This window comes from Silvibacterium acidisoli (assembly GCA_022870745.1).
Lineage (GTDB): Bacteria > Acidobacteriota > Terriglobia > Terriglobales > Acidobacteriaceae > Silvibacterium.
On the sequence record CP085323.1, the window covers coordinates 1,467,054 to 1,484,292 of the forward strand.

The following is a 17,239-nucleotide window of genomic DNA, read 5'->3' on the forward strand; positions in this document are numbered from 1 at the left end:
ATCGGCTCAAAGCAGGTGACGGTAATCCTTACGAGCACAACCACTGTGACCCGATTCAGCCGTCAAGATGTACTTCGGATTCTTCGCATTCGCGCCAAGCAGCTACGTGCCTGGGAGCGGGCGGCACTCATTTCTGTAGCCAGCACCTACAGCTTTCAGGATCTCGTACAGCTTCGTAAACTCCGCGACCTGCGCGCTACGAGACTTTCCTCGGCGAGTATTCGCGCCGGCATCGTCGCCATGCAGGCGGCTTCCGGCATGGCGAATCCGCTACTTGAGGCCGGACTTTCCCGAAGCGGTTCACGCCTCATCTGTCGCCATTCCGGCTCTGTTATGGACCCGGTTGCAGGCCAGTTTCTCCTCGATTTCGAGAAGCCGCAGCCCATTTTGCGGGTAGAAGCGGTGCAGATCGGCCTGGTGCAACGCGCCCGACAGGTCTCGGCGCTGTTTATGGAAGCGGTGCACTTCGAGGAATCCGGCAAGACCAACGATGCCCTGGAACTCTACCAGGAGATTCTTGGCCTCGACCCGCGCCACGCACCCTCAGCCATTAACCTGGGCACCATCTTCTACAATCTGCGCCAGTTTTCAGAATCGGAAGCACTCTACCGGCAAGCTACCGAGGCAGACCCAAACTACGCCCTGGCCTTTTTCGATCTTGGAAACGCTCTCGACGAGCTGCAGCGTTTGCCTGAAGCGATCGCGGCCTACCAGCGCGCAATTCAACTCACGCCGAGTTACGCCGACGCGCACTACAACCTGGCCCTGGCCTTCGAACGGACGAACGATCGCCGCCGGGCGCTGGGTCATTGGATGACCTATCTGCGACTGGATCCGATTGGCCCATGGGCCAACCACGCGCGCGGCCAGGCGCGCAAAATCCTCGATCGCGAGAAGATCTCCATCGCATGGCGCAACACTGCTCCTGCACGCAGGCAGGGTACCCAGCCGCAAAATCTCCTGCTCCTGCCCAGCAAGAGCCGTTAGTTCCACCAGGCCCATCGATCGGAACAATTTCGATCCTCTTTGCCCAAAAACAAAGGCGCAGGCCTGATGACAGCCTGCGCCTTTTTCTCAGGACTCGATGATCTACCAGGAGGTCTCGTTCCAGAGGAAAGCCAGCTCGTCCGCCTGGTCCTCAACCAGCTGCGACACCGAGACGCCCGCGCTGTGTCCGCCCTTTAGCGAATAATGCAGCAGGATCGGCCTGTCGCTGCCATTCCACGCCTGCATGAGCGCCGTCATCTTGCGAGCATTCATGGGATCGACGCGGGTATCGGCATCGCCGGTGAAGAACATGATCGCGGGATACTTCGTCCCCTTCTTCACATTCTGGTAGGGCGAGTACTTCACGATGTAGTGGAAGTCCTTTGCGTTCTCGGCATTTCCGTACTCCGTGGTCCAAAGCCGCCCGAATTCGAACTTCTGATAGCGAAGCATATCGAGAAGCGGATAGCCGCACCAGATGGCGCCGAAGAGATCGGGCCGCTGGGTCATGGCTGCGCCCATCAGCAATCCGCCATTGGAGCGGCCCCGCAAGGCAAAGCGTTCGGGGGTCGTGTACTTGTTCTGGATAAGGTACTCCGCTGCAGCGAAGAGATCGTCAAAGACGTTCTGCTTGTGCTCGAACATCGCAGCCTTATGCCATGGTTCGCCATATTCGTTGCCACCGCGAAGGTTGGGCAGGGCAAAGAAGCCTCCCTGCTGCATCCACCAGGCGTCTTCAGGGCTCCAATCTGCAAGCATGGGAACATCGAAGCCGCCGTATCCGGTCATCAACAGGCGGGCCTTGCCGTCCTTCGCCAATCCCTTCTTACCGGCGATAAACATGGGAACGCGCGTGCCGTCCTTCGAATTGAAGAAGACCTGCGTAATCTCGTACTGATCGGAATCGAAGGGCACATTGGGCCGCGCGAAGACTTCGGACTTGCCTGTCGCGGTGTCATAGCGGTAGATCGTCGGCGGAACGATGAAGGAATCGAAGCTGTAGAAGCCCTCCTTCGCGGTCGGACGCCCGTAGACAACTGTCCCGGAGCCGATGCCCGGATACGACAGCTTCCCCGTCTCCTTGCCGTCGAGCGAGTAGATAGTCGTCTCAGTCTTCACATCGTGGAGGCGCGAAACAAATAGCTTGCCACCGACGATGCTAAAGCTGTCGAGAACATCCTTACCCTCCGGAACAACCTTCTTCCATTCCCCTGGCTGCTGGCCCGGCGTGGCTTCGAGGAGCCGGCCATTGGGCGCCTCATAGTCTGTCCGCAGAAAGAAGCGGTCGCCGATGTTTCCGGCATTAAAGTGCGCCTCGACCCCGTAAACGAGTGGAACGAATTCGCTGCCGGGCTTGCGCAAATCTTTTACGAGAATGTCGTCACGCGTCGCCGGCACACCATGCTCCATCGTGATGTAGAGATAGTGCTGGTCATCGCTCACTGACGCCATGATCAGATCGAGCTCGCCCATCTTGACGCCGCGATATTCTCCGCCAAAAATCTTCTCGTCCTTATCGAAGGGCCGCCCGAAGGTGTGCAGCCAGACCGTCGTGCCATCGTGCGTGAACCTGGAGTAATAAAAGCCGGTGTTGCCCGGAGCAAGGTTCACGCCGAAGTAGCGAGCCGACGGCAGTACGTCAGGCATCTCCTTGCCGGTAGCAACGTGAATCGTGTGAATCGATTCCTCGTCGGCGCCGCCCTGGCGAACTCCGTACACGAGAAGATCTCCGTTCTCGGAAACGTCTTGGATCGTGACCGAAGTGTTCTGATCCGCGCTCAGCTTCGTCGCGTCGATCAGCCGCTTGTCTTCACCCTTCCAGCCTTCGCGATAGTAAATAGAAGACTGGTTCTCGGCCGCAAGCCGCTTTTCGAAGAAGTATTTGCCACCGCGATTCATCGGCATCGAGTAAACATCGACACGCTGCAGGGCCGTGAGACCTTTTACGATTTCGGAGCGGTTCTTGAGCTGATCGACATAGCTCTGCGTGTATTTGTTTTCTTCGTCGATCCAGGCGCGTGTCGCCGGGCTCTTCGCGTCTTCAAGCCACTGGTAGTGGTCTTCGATCTTCGTGCCGTCATAGTCGTCGACGACGGTATGCACGGCGGCGACCGGCGGTGGCGGCAGTGTGATGCCGTTTTTTCCATGGACCTGCTGCGCCTGCGCGCAAAGAGAAAAGGTGGCTACGGCAACCGCCAGCCACCCTGGGGTAAAGCGATCAAAGTAATGTTTCAGCATCTGGCTCCCTCAATTGAAATACATCGTACTAAAAGGAAGCCGCGAGACAACTCGTAATTACAGGTGAATCCAACCATGGACGATGGCCCAGAGTGAGAGGCTGGCGGTGACGATCCACAGCACCACGCCCTGGATCATGGGCCGCGCACCAACCTGCCGGATCGTCCGCTTCGTGATGCCGGTGCCGATCAGAAAGAGCGTCACCGCAAGTCCAAGCTTACCCAGCCGCGCCAGGCCGGGATACGCGAAATGCAACCACGGCACGTAGCTGTTCATCACCGCCGCTATAACAAACAGAAGGATGAACCACGGCAGTTTCACGCGTGATCCGGTCTTATGTATCGCAGCCACTCCCAGAGCGACCGGCACGATCCAGAGAGCGCGAGCCAGTTTCACCGTCGTGCCCACCGTCAGCGCGACAGCGCCGTACTTCGCGGCAGCTCCGACAACCGAACTGGTGTCGTGGATGGCAAGAGCCGCCCACAATCCGAACTGGGTCTGCGAAAGATGCAGCGCGGTGCCGATCACCGGGAAGAGAAACAGAGCGACAGAGTTCAGCACGAAGACCGTGCCCATGGAAACCGCCATCTCTTCCTCACCTGCGTTGGTCACCGGCCCCAGAGCGGCGATGGCGCTGCCGCCGCAGATCGCGGTCCCGGCAGAGATCAGGAAGGACTGGATGCGGTTCACCTTCAGCAGAAGTCCCAGAAGCAGTCCGAAGCTGAGAGCGAAGGCGATACCGAAGAATGTGTAGAGCGCTCCCGAGCTGCCAACCTTCACAACCTGTCCGAGGTTCATCCCAAAGCCAAGACACACAACCGAAGCCTGCAACAGGAATTTCGAGAGACGGTGCGCATCGAGATGGTAGGGATGTACAACGAGCAGGCCGTAAGCAAGTCCTGCCGCGAGCGCCAGCGGAGGAGACAGAATTCCCGCCGCTGCGAGAATGATACCTGCGAAGAATAGGTTCTTTGTCATAACAATCACAGGTTGTCACCGCGCTGGATTGATCGCCAGACAGAAATCCTGATGCGCTATTCGGATTTCTTATAGGCGGCGACGCATGCGCCCGCCCTGTAAAATCAGGGCTGACCGCATGCCTGCCTCTTCCTCCACACCACGCTGGCGCTCCGCGCTCTCTGTTCTCCGGCCCTCGCACAGCCACACGGCCTTTACCGCGACCCTGCTGCTGATGGCGTCCGCGATGGCTTCGCGCGTCATTGGACTGGTGAAGACCAAATACATTGCCTACCTGCTCGGACGCACCGCCGCAGCCGACGCCTTCAACGCAGCCTTCCAGCTGCCGGACATGATCTCGTACTTCCTTGTCGGGGGCGCTGCGTCCATCACGTTCGTCACCATGCTCACTCGCTATCGCGACTCCGGCCGGGAAGCCGAAGGCGAGCGCGTAATGTCGATCATTCTCACCACCATGGCACTGGTGCTGGGCACGGCGATCATCGTGGCGGAGTTCGCCGCGCCGCTCTACGTAAAACTGCTGCTGCGGGGCTTCGAAAACGATCCCGACAAGGCCGCGCTCTGCGTGCACCTCACACGCATCCTGCTTCCCGCCCAGCTCTTCTTTCTTGCCGGCGGCGTCTTTGCCGCGGTCCTATTGGTTCGCAAGCAATTTGCGGTGCAGGCGATTACGCCGCTCGTCTACAACTGCGGCATCATCTTCGGCGGCGTGCTGCTCGTTCACCAGATGGGAGCGTCCTCGCTGGCCATCGGCGCGGTCGCCGGAGCATTCCTCGGGCCCTTCCTGCTGAACGCCATCTGGGCGCACCGCGCCGGCATGCGCTTCAGGCCTCGGCTCGACTGGTCAAACCCGGGCCTCCACGAATGGGTGCGGATGTCTGTGCCCCTCATGCTCGGCGTGTCCCTGGTGACAGCCGACAACTGGATCATCAACTACTTCGCCTCGCACACCGGCGGCGCAATTTCGCTGCTGACCTACGCCAAGCAGCTCTTCACCGCTCCCGTAGCTATCGGACAGGCCGCCGGCGCCGCGTCGCTTCCCTTCCTCGCCACACTCTACGGCAAAGCCGACCGCGAGCCATTCGCGAAAGCGGTCAACGCATCGGTTTCCCGCATCCTGGCCTTCTCGATCCTGCTGACAGCGTTCATGATCGCCATGGCCTTCCCTGCCGTCGACCTATTCCTGCGCGGCGGGGCGTTTCACCGCGCGGATTCAGGCACCATGGCGAGCTACTTCGCGATCTTCTCAGTTTCACTATGCCTCTGGTCGGCACAGGCTATCTACGCACGCGCCTTCTATGCCGCCGGAAACACCCTCACGCCGATGGTCGCCGGAACCATCGTCACCATCGCATCGCTACCAATCTATTGGTCGCTCTACCAGGCCATGGGAGCACCGGGGCTGGCCATCGCCTCGGACGTCGGCATCCTCATCCAGACGCTCACGCTGGCCATCCTGCTCAATCGCCGTAAAATGGCTCCCCTGCGCGGACTTGAATATGCGGAACTCGGCCGCTCGCTGGTTGCCGCAGGCCTTAGCTACGCGGCCCTGGCCGGGCTGCTGCGCTTCTTCTCGACCACCAGCCGTATGCGTGAGCTGCTGCTGCTATGCGTGGCGTCCGTGGTCTTCGTTGCGATTGCCGGGGGCGTTCTGAAAATTACCGGCTCGGCGCTGCCGGAACAACTGCTCGGCAGGCTGCGAAAGCGCCGGTAAAGGCAAAAAGCCCCGGCTAAGCCGGGGCTTCTCATTTTGCAGCGGTTAGGCCTGGACCGGAACCGGCTTCGGGGCTTCCGACGAGGTGGTCGCCGGCTTCACTTCGCTCGAACCCGGCTTGCGAATATCGATGCCGCCCTTGAAGAAGGCTCCGTCTTCGATGGAGATGCGCTGCGCCGAGACGTCACCGGTCAGCGAACCTTCGCTGCGGATGTCGACGCGGTCGCTGGCATTCATATTGCCGCGCACCTTACCCAGGACGACGATTTCACGGGCGGTAATGTTGGCGGAAACCTGGCCATTGCGGCCGACGGTAACGCGGTTTCCGGGCAGATTGATGGCGCCTTCGATCTTGCCATCGATGTACAGCGATTCGGATCCGGTCACTTCACCCTTCACGACCAGGCTCTTGCCGATCGTAGCCTGCTCGGCTGAGGCGCCCGGCTGAGAACTGCTCGCAGCGGGACGGCTCGTAGGCTCATAGCTGGGGGTTGCAGGCGCCGACGGACGAATGGGTTCGTTTGCAGGCGTCTGGGAAGAGCTGCTTGACTGACTCGGTTTCCACATCGTAATTATTCCTCTCTTCTTCCTCTGCTTGCTCTTACCGTGGCAACCCCGGCGGGAATCGTTCCCCCGTCATATCGCTGCCTGGAACCGGTAAGGCACGTACTTCTGATCCCTCGTAAAACTTTGCCGCGCAACCGGCTTTCTACCTCGATCTTATACACGCATTCCAAAAAATTGCACACCTCCCGCCGATCTTTTCCGCCCTTCGTCCTCTCCCCGTTACCTCTTTGGAACAGCTCCGGATCAGCCTGCCGTACCATAGCCTTTGAGGGCCCCGTGACCGACCGAGAACTCCTTCGCCGCATCGAACGCTCGCCGGGACAAAAGGCGGGATACAAACAACTTGTCCGTGAGCTGTCGCTCGGCGGCGGACGCGAGCGCCGCCTGCTGCTCGAACACCTTGCGCGGCTCACCGCCGCCGGCCACCTCATCACAAGCGACGACTACTGGAGTATTCCCCAGGCTCCTGCAAAATCCGGCAACCGTGACAACCTCGTCGCCGGCCGCCTCGACCTGCACCGTGACGGCTTCGGCTTCGTCCGCCCAACCGGCTCGGGAAGCCGCGAAGACGACATCTTCATCCCGCCGAACGAGATACAGGGCGCCATGCAGGGCGACCAGGTGCTGGTGGAAGCCTTCCCGCCCGACCGCGACGGCAGGCGAGCAGGACGTATCCTGCGCGTGCTCACCCGCCGCAACCCCATGGTCGTCGGCATCTTCCACGAATCGAGCGGGCGTCGCAGACGCGAAGGCCTTCCCGGCAACTACGTCCGTCCCTTCGACGAGCGCATGAACCAGCCGATCCTGATCCCGGACGACGTGACGTTGCCGCGACCCAAGGCCGGCTCCGAACACCGCGTCCTCGGCGAAGAGGCTTTGGCGACCCAGCATTACGACAACGACTCCCTCGAAGGCCTCGTTGTCGACGTGGAAGTGACCGAATGGCCGACGCCAACCCATCCAGCAAAGGGTCGCGTCGTCGAAGTGCTCGGCCACCCGGATGACTTCGGCATCGACGTCGAAATGGTCATCCGCAAGCATCATCTGCCGCGAATCTTTCCCGACAACGTCCTCGCCGAAGCAAAGTCTGTCGCAAAGCTCGACCCCGAAATCATCGCGCAGCGCCGCGACTTCCGCGATCTTCCCATCGTCACCATCGACGGTGAGACCGCGCGCGACTTCGACGATGCCGTGCTCGTGGAACACGACGAAGCCACTGGCAACTGGCACCTGCAGGTCCACATCGCCGACGTAGCGAATTACGTCACCCCGGGCTCCGCGCTCGACCTCGAAGCGCGGCTGCGCGGCAACTCTGTCTACTTTCCCGACCGCGCCATCCCCATGCTGCCGCAGGAGCTTTCGACGGACATCTGCAGCTTGCGTCCCGATGAAGATCGCCTCGTGCTCTCCTGCCTGATGGAGATCGACAGCTCCGGCAACATCACCGGCTACGAGGTCACCGAGGGCGTCATCCGCTCGGCCCGGCGCATGACCTATACGCAGGTTCACAACATACTCGACGGCGACGAAGAAACACGCACGCAGTTCGGCTACCTTGTGCCGCGCTTCGAGCAGATGAAGCAGCTTGCCGGAATTCTCAACCGCAAGCGACAACTGCGCGGCTCTATCGACTTCGATCTGCCCGAGCCGATCATCGAGTTCGACGAGTTCGGCGCAATGAAATCGGTCACCCGTTCGGAGCGCAACTGGGCGCACCGGCTGATTGAAGAATTCATGCTTTCGGCGAATGAGTCGGTCGCGTCATGGCTTGAAAATCTCGGAGTGCCGTCGATCTACCGCATTCACGAAAAGCCCGAGCCGCGCCGCATTGTCGAGTTCGAAGATATCGCCGCGTCATTTGGTTATTCTCTGGGACTCGGCAATCTACCGGTGCGCAAGTTCCAGACGCGCGGTGACCGGCGCGACCGCCACGGCAGCGGGCGCAACGCGCGCCAGCACGAAGTTCCGCAGGAGATGCCGGTCTCGCCGAAGATGTATCAGAAGCTGGCCGCGAAGATCTCCGGCAAGCCCGAGGAGCGCATCCTTTCGTACCTGATGCTGCGCTCGCTTAAGCAAGCCCGCTACAGCGAGAAAAACGAAGGACACTTCGCGCTGGCTGCGCCCAGCTACACACACTTCACCTCACCGATTCGCCGCTATCCCGACCTGATCGTTCATCGCATCACCAAGGCCTTACTGAACGAAGGCATCGACGGACACGGCGTACTCTCCGATGGCGAACCGCATGCGAAGCGCCAGCCTCAGAGCTCAACAATCAGAATCGAATCCGCGCACGAGATTCTCTCTGAAGCCGAACTCGCCATGATCGCGCAGGAGTCGAGCGAAAACGAGCGCCGCGCCTCCGAAGCCGAACGCGAACTGGTCGCCTGGAAGAAGATCAAGTTCATGCAGGACCGCGTGGGCGAAGACTTCGACGCGCTGATCCTCTCTGCCACCAAGTACGGGCTCTTCGTCGAGCTGGACGACCTCTTCGTCGAAGGCCTGGTGCCGATTCAAAGCCTCGGCGCGCTCGACAACGACTACTACACCTTCCGCGAAAACACGCGCGAGATCATCGGCGAGCACTGGGGCAGAAAGTTCCGCCTCGGCATGCGCGTGCGCGTGCTGCTCGAACGCATCGACGCCATCGAGAAGCGCCTGCAATTCTCCATCGTCGATGAAGGGGAAGCAGAAGGCACGCCCGCACCGAAGACGCGCGCCCAGAAGGCAAAGAAGAAAGAAAAGAAGCGGAACAAAGCCAAAGGACCGATTCCAGCCTTTGCTGCCAATGTCGCAGGCAAGAGCGCGAAAAAAGGCACGCGTAAGAAAAAGCCAGGCAGCATGCAGCAGAGCGGGCAGAAGTCCTACCGCATTCCGAAAAAGGCAAAGGGCAAGCGCAAGAAATAGCGCATGCCCTTCTGTTTCCTTCGCCACTAAGGAATTGTCATTCCGAGCGGAGTGAGGAATCTGCACCTCTATTTCCCAATAAAACATTCACCGCGAAGGTCGCAAAACCCTTGGCGGATTTTCCTTGTGACCTTCGCGTCTTCGCGGTGAACGTCTTTCGCCCTATTTCGCCGCCGGATACCCATGCAGCAACGGACCCATCACATTTGAATACCGATAGTTCTCGCGCCGGTCGTCATCCATGTTCCAGAACATCGCGCCCAGCAGCTTCGGATATCCATTCGGGTTCCGCAGCTTGTACTTCACGCCTGCCGGAGCCTTGCCGGTGATGAGGTAAGCCATCGCCTCGGTTGCGCCCTTGGGATCTTCATAATCCGTCAGGAAGCCTACCGCAACCTTGTCCGCGGACAGGCCGGGATAAGGCAACTTGGGATCACCGCCCACGTTGAAGCCCTGCAGAATCAGCTCCGTCATGGCCGCGTGATAATCCGTCGTGTGCGACTGGTAGATCTCCCCATCCAGTCCCTGCAGCGGAGGCGTGTTGTAGTCCTGCACATCCATGAACGAGAGGATGTCTCGAAGACCGTAGCTCAACGCCAGGTAAGAGCCGAACTGACCGCCATAACGCGGATACCCGCCGGGCGCCTGCGAGCCTTCCGGCACAAGGGTGATCATGAACTTCGATCCGAAGTGGTCATGCATCTGGTGCAGCCCCGCAATGACGTTCACGATCGAGGGCGTCTTGGGATGGCGGAAATCGGCATCTCCCGGAGCGACATCGAGCGAAGGCGACTCGAAGTCGATATCGACGCCATCGAAGCCGTAATCGCTGACGATCTTCGACACGGTGGAGACAAACACCGGTACCTGCTTCGCATCGTTGAGCGAGAAGTGTACGCCGCCGCCGCCCAGCGAGATCAGCACTTTCTTCCCCTGCTTGTGCAGCTCGGCGATCTGCGCCTTGAACTGCGCGTCGGTCATATCGCGCGGCGTATCGAACTTCATCGTGCCTTCCGGAGCATTCGGGGCCGGCCCCGAAAAGGCCACGATGTACACATCCCACTGCGGCGAATTGTGCGCTATCTGCTCGGCGTACCCGCCATTCTGCCAGTAGCCGATCAGCTCATGACCGTTCGGCGCTCCCTTGAGCGGCGCAGGCGGAACCGTCGAAGGAGCAGTTGCCGTATCGTGACGATGCCGGCCGCCCGGGCACGGCGTAGCCGGCTGCGTGTAGAGCGAGGTCTCAGGAAAACTGTACGTCTTGCCCGTCCCTTCAGATGCACCGACGTACCAGGGCAACGTGGCCACGTTCTGCACATGATATGGAGCACCCTGCCGAGTCATCACAAACGGCTTCGAAGCAGGAAAGTTGTTTTTGGGACTGATGTCTGTTGGCTCCATCACAAAATAAGCAGTGGCAATCCCCGTACCACCGCAACGGCCCATGTCGCCCGGCTTCATCGTCGCCGGTCTCAGCCAGTTCGGCACCACGTTCCCCGGACCGCCCTGCTGATTTTCTTCATACAGAGGATCATGCAGAGGATCGTTCACGAACTCGGCAAGCTGCTGGGTCACCGGCTGCACATCCTGGTCCTGAATAATCGATGGAGCATCGTGCAGATAGGTGCTCAGCACAAACGAATTGCCCGTAGCCCGGTCGACGCCATGCGTGCCCCAGGTGCAGCAGATCGTGTCATCGTCATCGGCAAAGAAAGTTGCGTTGGGGGTGAGAGCGATCACCAGCTTGCCATCCTGCTTCGGCAGCTGCTTGAAGATCTCTTTCTGTACAAAGCGCAGGGCGAGCACCGAGATGGATTTCTGCTCCGATTTCGAAGTCAGCACGTAGCCGTATCCAGCAGGAATCGTAACGGTGATAGGCTTGATTTCCGGCTTACCGAGCAACACATGCCAGTTCTTTGCCGCGGGAAAGGTCGAGCGCAGCAGCGCATCCGCATACTGCGTATTGCCGCCCGCCGGGAAGGCAAAGCGGGAGAAGACAGGCGAAGCAAGGAGCCGGGCGACATCGTCGAAGGCATCCATCACCAGCGGCTTGCCATTCACCTGCTGCCCCTCGAAGTTCAGACGGATCGGCACCAGCACGGTAGGAACCGTGGTCGTATCGCCCTTCGATGGGTCACCGCCCATCAATGTGTATGTCTTGTACTTGAAAGTGGGGACAGTACCCTGTGCGTGCAACGGCACTACGCTCAGCAACACACTGAAAACAGAAAGGCAGAGAGATCGAATACGCATAAACTCCTCGAAACAACCGTTACAAGCCAACATCAGCTTCAAACATTCACGCAGACAATGGCAATAGGCCAAATGGTCTAAAGTCAACGATCCCCTTGCCACGATCCTGATAAAATCGAGCGTTCACCATGGCACAAGCACCGATTCTCCTGGTTCACGGCGGGGCATGGGCAATCCCCGAGGATATGCTCGAAGCCAACGAGCAGGGCGTTTTTGACGCGCTGCAGGCCGGCTATTCCCTTCTCGAAAACGGCGGCACGGCCGTCGAAGCGGTCGAGGCTGCTGTCGCCCAGATGGAAGACGATGGCACCTTTGACGCTGGACGCGGCAGCTTCCTTACCCGCGACGGCCGCGTGCAGATGGATGCCCTGCTAATGGAAGGCTCTACCCTGCGAGCCGGAGGCGTAGCCTGCGTCGAGCGGCTGCGCAACCCCATCCGCGCCGCGCGGCTGGTGCTCGAGAAGAGCCCTCACGTGTACTTCGTAGGGACAGGCGCGGAAGAGTTCGCCGCCGAACACGGTATGCCGTTGATTGAAAACAAGGAACTGGTTCTGGACCGTGAGCGCCAACGCCTGCTCGAAGCCCAGGAGCGCGCACGTGCCGGACTGCCCGACAGCACCTTCGCCGGCGACGACAAATCTCCCGAAACTGCCGCGCCCGACAATCCGGATTCTCAGTACAACTCGCACGACACCGTCGGCGCCGTCGCTCTCGACATCTACGGCAATATCGCTGCAGCCACCTCCACCGGAGGCACTCTGAACAAGGCTCCGGGACGCGTCGGCGACTCGTCCCTGATCGGCTGCGGCTGCTATGCCGACAACCAGAGCGCCGCCGTCTCGCTGACCGGCTGGGGCGAGCCCATTATGAAGCTGGTGCTGGGTAAGTGGGCCGCGGATCGCGTGCAGATGGGAGGCTCTCCGGAACCGGTCGCCCAGGAAGCTATCTCCTACCTCTTCAAGCGTCTCGGCGGACATGGAGGCATCATCCTGCTGGCTCCCGATGGGCGCTACGGCATCGCCCACAATACGCCGCGCATGGCCTGGGGCATCTGCACTCCGGAAGGCCCGCGTACCGGTCTGCACGCACAGGACGTCAACTCAAAATAAGAAGCCCTCGAGCTGCACCGGCGCCACTGCTCAGCGGGTGGACTTGCGGCAGTGGCGTGGTCGTCTAGTATCCTGACGAAGCAGCCATGGCGTACCCCACTAATAACCTCAGGATCACATCCAGCAGACTGGTGCTTCCTCCCATCTTTCTCGAAGAGGAAATGCCCGTCACCGATAATGCTTCGCGCACCGTTTTCGATGCACGCCGCCAGATCACAGACATCCTCAACGGATCGGATGACCGCCTTGTTGTCGTCGTCGGGCCCTGCTCGATTCACGACCCGGTTGCTACCAGGGAGTATGCAGGATTGCTGAAGGAAGCAATTGCAGAGCTCTCCGGCGAGCTGATGATCGTGATGCGCGTCTACTTCGAGAAGCCGCGTACCACTGTTGGCTGGAAGGGACTGATCAACGATCCCTACTTCGACGAATCGTTTCGCATCAGCGACGGGTTGCGTATCGCCCGCCGCCTGCTGCTCGATCTGGCCGAGATGGGACTACCCGCCGGAACAGAGTTCCTCGACATGATTTCGCCGCAGTACGTGTCCGACCTGGTGAGCTGGGGAGCCATCGGCGCGCGCACTACGGAGAGCCAGGTGCACCGGCAGCTTGCCTCCGGCCTGTCCTGCCCGGTCGGCTTCAAGAATGGAACCTCGGGCAACGTGCAGATCGCGATCGACGCCATTCTTTCGGCAAGCCATCCCCACACATTCCTGGGCACCTCCGAAACCGGACAGACCGCGATCCTGCTGACATCCGGGAATCCGGACTGCCACGTCATCCTGCGCGGCGGGCGCCAAACCACGAACTACGACGCGGAATCCGTCGCTTCGACCATCGCGCAGCTGGAAAAGGCAGGCGTCAAACCGCGCGTCATGATCGACTTCAGCCATGCGAACAGCGGCAAGGATCATCGCAAGCAGGCAGCGGTATGCCATTCCGTCTCAGAACAGATCGCGTCCAGCGCGTCACGGCACATCACAGGTGTCATGATCGAAAGCAATCTCGTCGCCGGCTCGCAGACCCTCACCCCCGGCAAACCCCTCGTCTACGGACAAAGCATTACCGACGCATGCATCGACTGGAACGAGACGAAAACGTTACTGCACGAGCTGGCTGGCGCTGTCCGGAAACGGCGTAGCCACCCGCGTAACGAATAGCTCTAAGAAAATTGCCGGGTGCCGGGTGCCCCATCCATGACCGCCTTTTGGTCATGGGTGGGATCGGAAGTTCTGGGCAGACACAAAACCCACCCATGACGATGATGCGCACCATGGATGGGGCACCCGCGCACCTTGAATCCAGCGCCCTCACTCTTTGTCATTCCGGATGAAGTGAGGAATCTGCACCTGCACTATCCGGCCGGGGCACAGTTGAATAGGTTCCGGTAAAGGTCCTGTAACAGCCTCGGCCGCTCTGCTGCGCCATAATAATTTCATGCTGGTACTCGCCTCCGCTTCACCCCGCCGCAAAGAACTGCTCACCCAGGCAGGCTTCTCCTTCACCGTGCAGCAGTCGTCGATTGCGGAAGATCTTCTTCCCTCCGAGTCGCCGATCGCCTACGTCACGCGGCTGGCCCGGGAAAAAGCTCAAGCGGTCTACGAACAACTGGCACCCCGGCATACCGGGGACGACCCGCTGATCGTATTAGGCGCTGACACGACAGTCGTCGCACCGGATGGCGAAATTCTAGGCAAGCCATGCGATCGCGCAGACGCGACGAGAATGTTACGCAAGCTTTCCGGGGCGACCCACCAGGTAATCACCGGCGTGGCGCTCATCTCTGAGGCCGTGAAGCCCACCGGCACGGAAACAGCCGCGGAAGTGACGTATGTGACCATGACGACGATCTCGGAAGATGAGATCGGTGCCTACGTCATGAGCGGGGAGCCGATGGACAAGGCCGGAGCCTACGCCATCCAGGGCTACGCGGCGCGTTTTATTCCGCGCGTACACGGCTGCTATTTCAATGTGGTGGGGTTGCCACTGTCACTGGTCACCGACATGATCGAGGGCGTCACCCGCAGGCTTCACGCGGTAAGCCCCGCTGAGTTGCGCAGCTAACGGCTGGCCGCCGGGCCAGCCTCGACAGTAGTGCCTTCTTCCTGCGGGTCGGCGTGGCCATCGGCCGGCCCCGCCAGAATCAGCCCCAGTACTGTTAAGAGCGATACCGCCAGAAGTCCGTACTCCACCAGCCTCAACATGCTCCAGCCTCACACTTTCGATTCACACAACATTGCCGCCAGCAGCGCCGTCCGCGGCGCCAGATCTTTCAACAGAATCGACTCATGCCGGGCATGAGCTCCCTCGCCTACAGCCCCCATACCGTCAAGCGTCGGAACACCGAGCGCTGAAGTAAAGTTTCCATCCGAGCCACCGCCCGTCGAAGCTTCCTGGAGATCGAAACCCAGGTTGCGGGCAAAAGTAGCAGCCTGCCGAAAAAGAGTTACCGTACCCTTCGTCCGCTCCATGGGCGGACGATTCCAGCCACCCTCTAAATGCAGCGTGCAGCCTTTATCCCTCGGCTTCAGGCGGGCAAACTTTTTCTCGATGCGTCCAGCGTCCGCGATACGAGGAATCCGGACATCGATCTCGGCCCATGCCTCCGCCGCTACGACGTTAGACCGCGTCCCACCACGGATAGTTCCAACATTTACCGTAATCCCACGACTTTGTTCGGTGAACCCCTGGATGACTTCGATCTGGCGGGCCAGCTCGACCACCGCCGAGTGTCCTTTTTCGAAATCCACGCCGCTGTGCGCCGCCACTCCGGTAACCTTCAGCCCATAGTTGCCGATGCCCTTTCGTGCCGTCTTGTAGGCACCGGCCAGACCCTGTGCGGGCTCCAGAACGAAGACGCTGCTGCAATCCGCGGCGATCTTCTCGGTAACAGCTCGCGAAACCGGGCTGCCCACCTCTTCTTCGCTGACCAGGAGCATCGTCACCGGCCGGTCGAGAAGATCTCTTTCGATCAGAAAGCGCAAAGCCGTCAACGCCATTGCGACACCTGCTTTCATATCGAGAACGCCCGGCCCCCAGACGCGTCCGTCAGCGATGCGATACGGCATTGTCTTCAGCGTTCCCAGCGGCCAGACAGTATCGAGGTGGCCCAGCAGGAGAATCGGCTTTGCGCCCCGCTTCCTGGGACCGAACTGCGCCTCGAGGATATTCCCAAACTGTTTCTGCCGGTGAGTTCTGACCTTACCGCCTGCTTCCATGCAGAACTTCTCAGCCAGGGCCGCACAGGCGTTTACGTCGGCAGGAGAATCGCTGGGCGACTCAACTTTGACAAGGGCCTCGATGAGGCCAAGAAGCTCCGGCTGCCGCCCGGCGATTTCCGCCGCCAGATCCAGGCCCTTCACAACAAAAGACTTATTTTCGCTTTTTCTCACGATCCCTCGATCCTGTTCACACCAAGGTCACTGTGCAAATTTGGGACGGCGTTGTGTCAAATTTGCCACAGTGAAACTTCTTTTCCCGCAAGTAGTCTATGCCTTCGTACCCGATTTGGGGCGAGGGTTTCATTTTGGTAGAAAACGCGCATTTCGAGCAGACGATCGCTTCACCTGTCGAGTTCAGTGGAGTAGGCCTTCACAGCGGTGTCCCTGTCCTTATGCGCCTGCTGCCCGCGCCCGCAGGCTGCGGCATCCTTTTTCGCCGGACCGATCTCGATAATTTTGAAATTCCCGCGAATGGCCGCAATGTAGCCAAGGTGAGCTACGCCACCAGCCTGATGCGCCAGGGCGTGCTGATTTCGACGACGGAGCACCTGCTTTCAGCACTCATCGGCATGGGCGTCGACAACGTCATCGTCGAGGTCGACAACCTCGAGCTGCCCATTCTGGATGGCAGCGCCCTTCCCTACGTCGAGGCTTTTCGTACGGCTGGCCTGAAGACTCAGCGCCGCCGCCGCGAGTATCTGCGCATTCTTAAGACAGTGGAAGTGCGGGAAGGCGACAAATTCATCGGCGTCTATCCGGGCGATGGCTACAGCATCTCTTACAAGATCGACTTCCCTACACCGATCGGAATACAGGGCTTCGTGATCGACCTTGCCGCCCGCAACTATGGCTCGCAGATCGCCCCGGCCCGTACTTTCGGTTACAAGGAAGATGAAGAGAAGCTGCGCGACATGGGACTGATTCGCGGCGTTTCCGAGTCGAGCGCCATCATTCTAAACAAGCATGGTGTGCTGAATGGGCCGCTCCGCTTCGACGACGAGTTTGTCCGCCATAAAGTTCTGGACCTGATTGGTGATCTGGCTCTTGCCGGCCGCCATATCCTCGGCCACGTCGTGGCCGAGCGCGCGGGGCATGCCATGCACACCGCGCTGGTCTCAAAGTTGTTGAAGGATCGCTCCGCGTGGGAGCTGGCAACGCTCGGGCAGTCGAAGCAGAAAAACTCCAAGCTGGCCATGCAGAACCGGGCCGCTCTCGCGGCCATCGGTTAGTGCTTCTCTCATAGTTGTCATCCGGAACGCAGTGAG

Annotated in this window: 13 protein-coding genes; 7 read left to right on the plus strand and 6 right to left on the minus strand. The window is 60.0% G+C overall.

What is annotated here, in order from left to right; genetic code table 11:
- Positions 1–45: 45 nt before the first annotated feature.
- Positions 46–987 carry a tetratricopeptide repeat protein gene (locus LJD29_RS06040; RefSeq protein ID WP_446744851.1) on the plus strand — a complete coding sequence of 314 codons (942 nt, stop codon included), beginning with the start codon at positions 46–48 and terminating at the stop codon, positions 985–987.
- Positions 988–1,089: 102 nt separating this feature from the next.
- Here the strand turns inward: LJD29_RS06040 and LJD29_RS06045 are convergent, their stop codons facing one another.
- Both LJD29_RS06045 and LJD29_RS06050 read right to left on the minus strand, forming a co-directional pair.
- On the minus strand, positions 1,090–3,225 hold the full coding sequence (locus tag LJD29_RS06045) for a prolyl oligopeptidase family serine peptidase (RefSeq protein ID WP_446744852.1): 2,136 nt from the start codon (positions 3,223–3,225) through the stop codon (positions 1,090–1,092).
- 57 nt (positions 3,226–3,282) lie between these two features.
- A complete protein-coding gene (locus tag LJD29_RS06050) occupies positions 3,283–4,203 on the minus strand; it encodes a YeiH family protein (protein WP_446744853.1) in 921 nt (306 codons plus the stop codon).
- Between the two features lie 118 nt (positions 4,204–4,321).
- Here LJD29_RS06050 and murJ point away from each other — a divergent pair, with 118 nt between their 5' ends.
- On the plus strand, positions 4,322–5,917 hold the full coding sequence (gene murJ / locus LJD29_RS06055; protein ID WP_446744854.1) for a murein biosynthesis integral membrane protein MurJ: 1,596 nt from the start codon (positions 4,322–4,324) through the stop codon (positions 5,915–5,917).
- A gap of 45 nt (positions 5,918–5,962) precedes the next feature.
- Here the strand turns inward: murJ and LJD29_RS06060 are convergent, their stop codons facing one another.
- Positions 5,963–6,484 carry a bactofilin family protein gene (locus LJD29_RS06060; protein WP_446744855.1) on the minus strand — a complete coding sequence of 174 codons (522 nt, stop codon included), beginning with the start codon at positions 6,482–6,484 and terminating at the stop codon, positions 5,963–5,965.
- A gap of 276 nt (positions 6,485–6,760) precedes the next feature.
- Between LJD29_RS06060 and LJD29_RS06065 the strand changes: the two genes are divergently transcribed.
- Positions 6,761–9,391, plus strand: coding sequence for a ribonuclease R family protein (locus LJD29_RS06065; RefSeq protein ID WP_446744856.1), 2,631 nt, complete (start codon positions 6,761–6,763; stop codon positions 9,389–9,391).
- Positions 9,392–9,553: 162 nt separating this feature from the next.
- On the opposite strand, the gene LJD29_RS06070 is transcribed toward LJD29_RS06065, so the two are convergent.
- Complete coding sequence (locus tag LJD29_RS06070; RefSeq protein WP_446744857.1) at positions 9,554–11,644, minus strand: glycosyl hydrolase family 18 protein; 2,091 nt, start codon at positions 11,642–11,644, stop codon at positions 9,554–9,556.
- Positions 11,645–11,772: 128 nt separating this feature from the next.
- On the opposite strand from LJD29_RS06070, the gene LJD29_RS06075 reads away from it, so the two are divergent.
- The 3 genes from LJD29_RS06075 (at position 11,773) to LJD29_RS06085 (ending at position 14,817) form a co-directional block, all read left to right on the plus strand.
- A complete protein-coding gene (locus LJD29_RS06075) occupies positions 11,773–12,753 on the plus strand; it encodes an isoaspartyl peptidase/L-asparaginase (protein ID WP_446744858.1) in 981 nt (326 codons plus the stop codon).
- Positions 12,754–12,839: 86 nt separating this feature from the next.
- Positions 12,840–13,913: a 3-deoxy-7-phosphoheptulonate synthase gene (locus LJD29_RS06080; protein ID WP_446744859.1), complete on the plus strand. Its 1,074-nt coding sequence runs from the start codon at positions 12,840–12,842 to the stop codon at positions 13,911–13,913.
- A 277-nt stretch (positions 13,914–14,190) separates the two neighbouring features.
- Complete coding sequence (locus LJD29_RS06085) at positions 14,191–14,817, plus strand: Maf family protein (RefSeq protein WP_446744860.1); 627 nt, start codon at positions 14,191–14,193, stop codon at positions 14,815–14,817.
- On the opposite strand, the gene LJD29_RS06090 is transcribed toward LJD29_RS06085, so the two are convergent.
- Both LJD29_RS06090 and LJD29_RS06095 read right to left on the minus strand, forming a co-directional pair.
- Positions 14,814–14,957 carry a hypothetical protein gene (locus LJD29_RS06090; RefSeq protein ID WP_446744861.1) on the minus strand — a complete coding sequence of 48 codons (144 nt, stop codon included), beginning with the start codon at positions 14,955–14,957 and terminating at the stop codon, positions 14,814–14,816. The two genes, LJD29_RS06085 and LJD29_RS06090, sit on opposite strands and share 4 nt — an antisense overlap.
- 9 nt (positions 14,958–14,966) lie before the next feature.
- The gene (locus LJD29_RS06095; protein WP_446744862.1) at positions 14,967–16,145 is read right to left on the minus strand and encodes a M20 family metallopeptidase; all 1,179 of its coding nucleotides are present in this window, start codon (positions 16,143–16,145) and stop codon (positions 14,967–14,969) included.
- Between the two features lie 98 nt (positions 16,146–16,243).
- Here LJD29_RS06095 and lpxC point away from each other — a divergent pair, with 98 nt between their 5' ends.
- On the plus strand, positions 16,244–17,203 hold the full coding sequence (gene lpxC, locus LJD29_RS06100; protein WP_446744863.1) for a UDP-3-O-acyl-N-acetylglucosamine deacetylase: 960 nt from the start codon (positions 16,244–16,246) through the stop codon (positions 17,201–17,203).
- Positions 17,204–17,239: the final 36 nt, after the last annotated feature.

Bases quoted from the DNA above. Each gene is read 5' to 3' on its own strand.
- LJD29_RS06045 (WP_446744852.1), bottom strand. From the start codon at position 3,225: ATGCTGAAACATTACTTTGATCGCTTTACCCCAGGGTGGCTGGCGGTT.
- LJD29_RS06050 (WP_446744853.1), bottom strand. From the start codon at position 4,203: ATGACAAAGAACCTATTCTTCGCAGGTATCATTCTCGCAGCGGCGGGA.
- LJD29_RS06060 (WP_446744855.1), bottom strand. From the start codon at position 6,484: ATGTGGAAACCGAGTCAGTCAAGCAGCTCTTCCCAGACGCCTGCAAAC.
- LJD29_RS06075 (WP_446744858.1), top strand. From the start codon at position 11,773: ATGGCACAAGCACCGATTCTCCTGGTTCACGGCGGGGCATGGGCAATC.
- LJD29_RS06090 (WP_446744861.1), bottom strand. From the start codon at position 14,957: ATGTTGAGGCTGGTGGAGTACGGACTTCTGGCGGTATCGCTCTTAACA.
- murJ (WP_446744854.1), top strand. From the start codon at position 4,322: ATGCCTGCCTCTTCCTCCACACCACGCTGGCGCTCCGCGCTCTCTGTT.
- LJD29_RS06080 (WP_446744859.1), top strand. From the start codon at position 12,840: ATGGCGTACCCCACTAATAACCTCAGGATCACATCCAGCAGACTGGTG.
- LJD29_RS06085 (WP_446744860.1), top strand. From the start codon at position 14,191: ATGCTGGTACTCGCCTCCGCTTCACCCCGCCGCAAAGAACTGCTCACC.
- LJD29_RS06070 (WP_446744857.1), bottom strand. From the start codon at position 11,644: ATGCGTATTCGATCTCTCTGCCTTTCTGTTTTCAGTGTGTTGCTGAGC.
- lpxC (WP_446744863.1), top strand. From the start codon at position 16,244: ATGCCTTCGTACCCGATTTGGGGCGAGGGTTTCATTTTGGTAGAAAAC.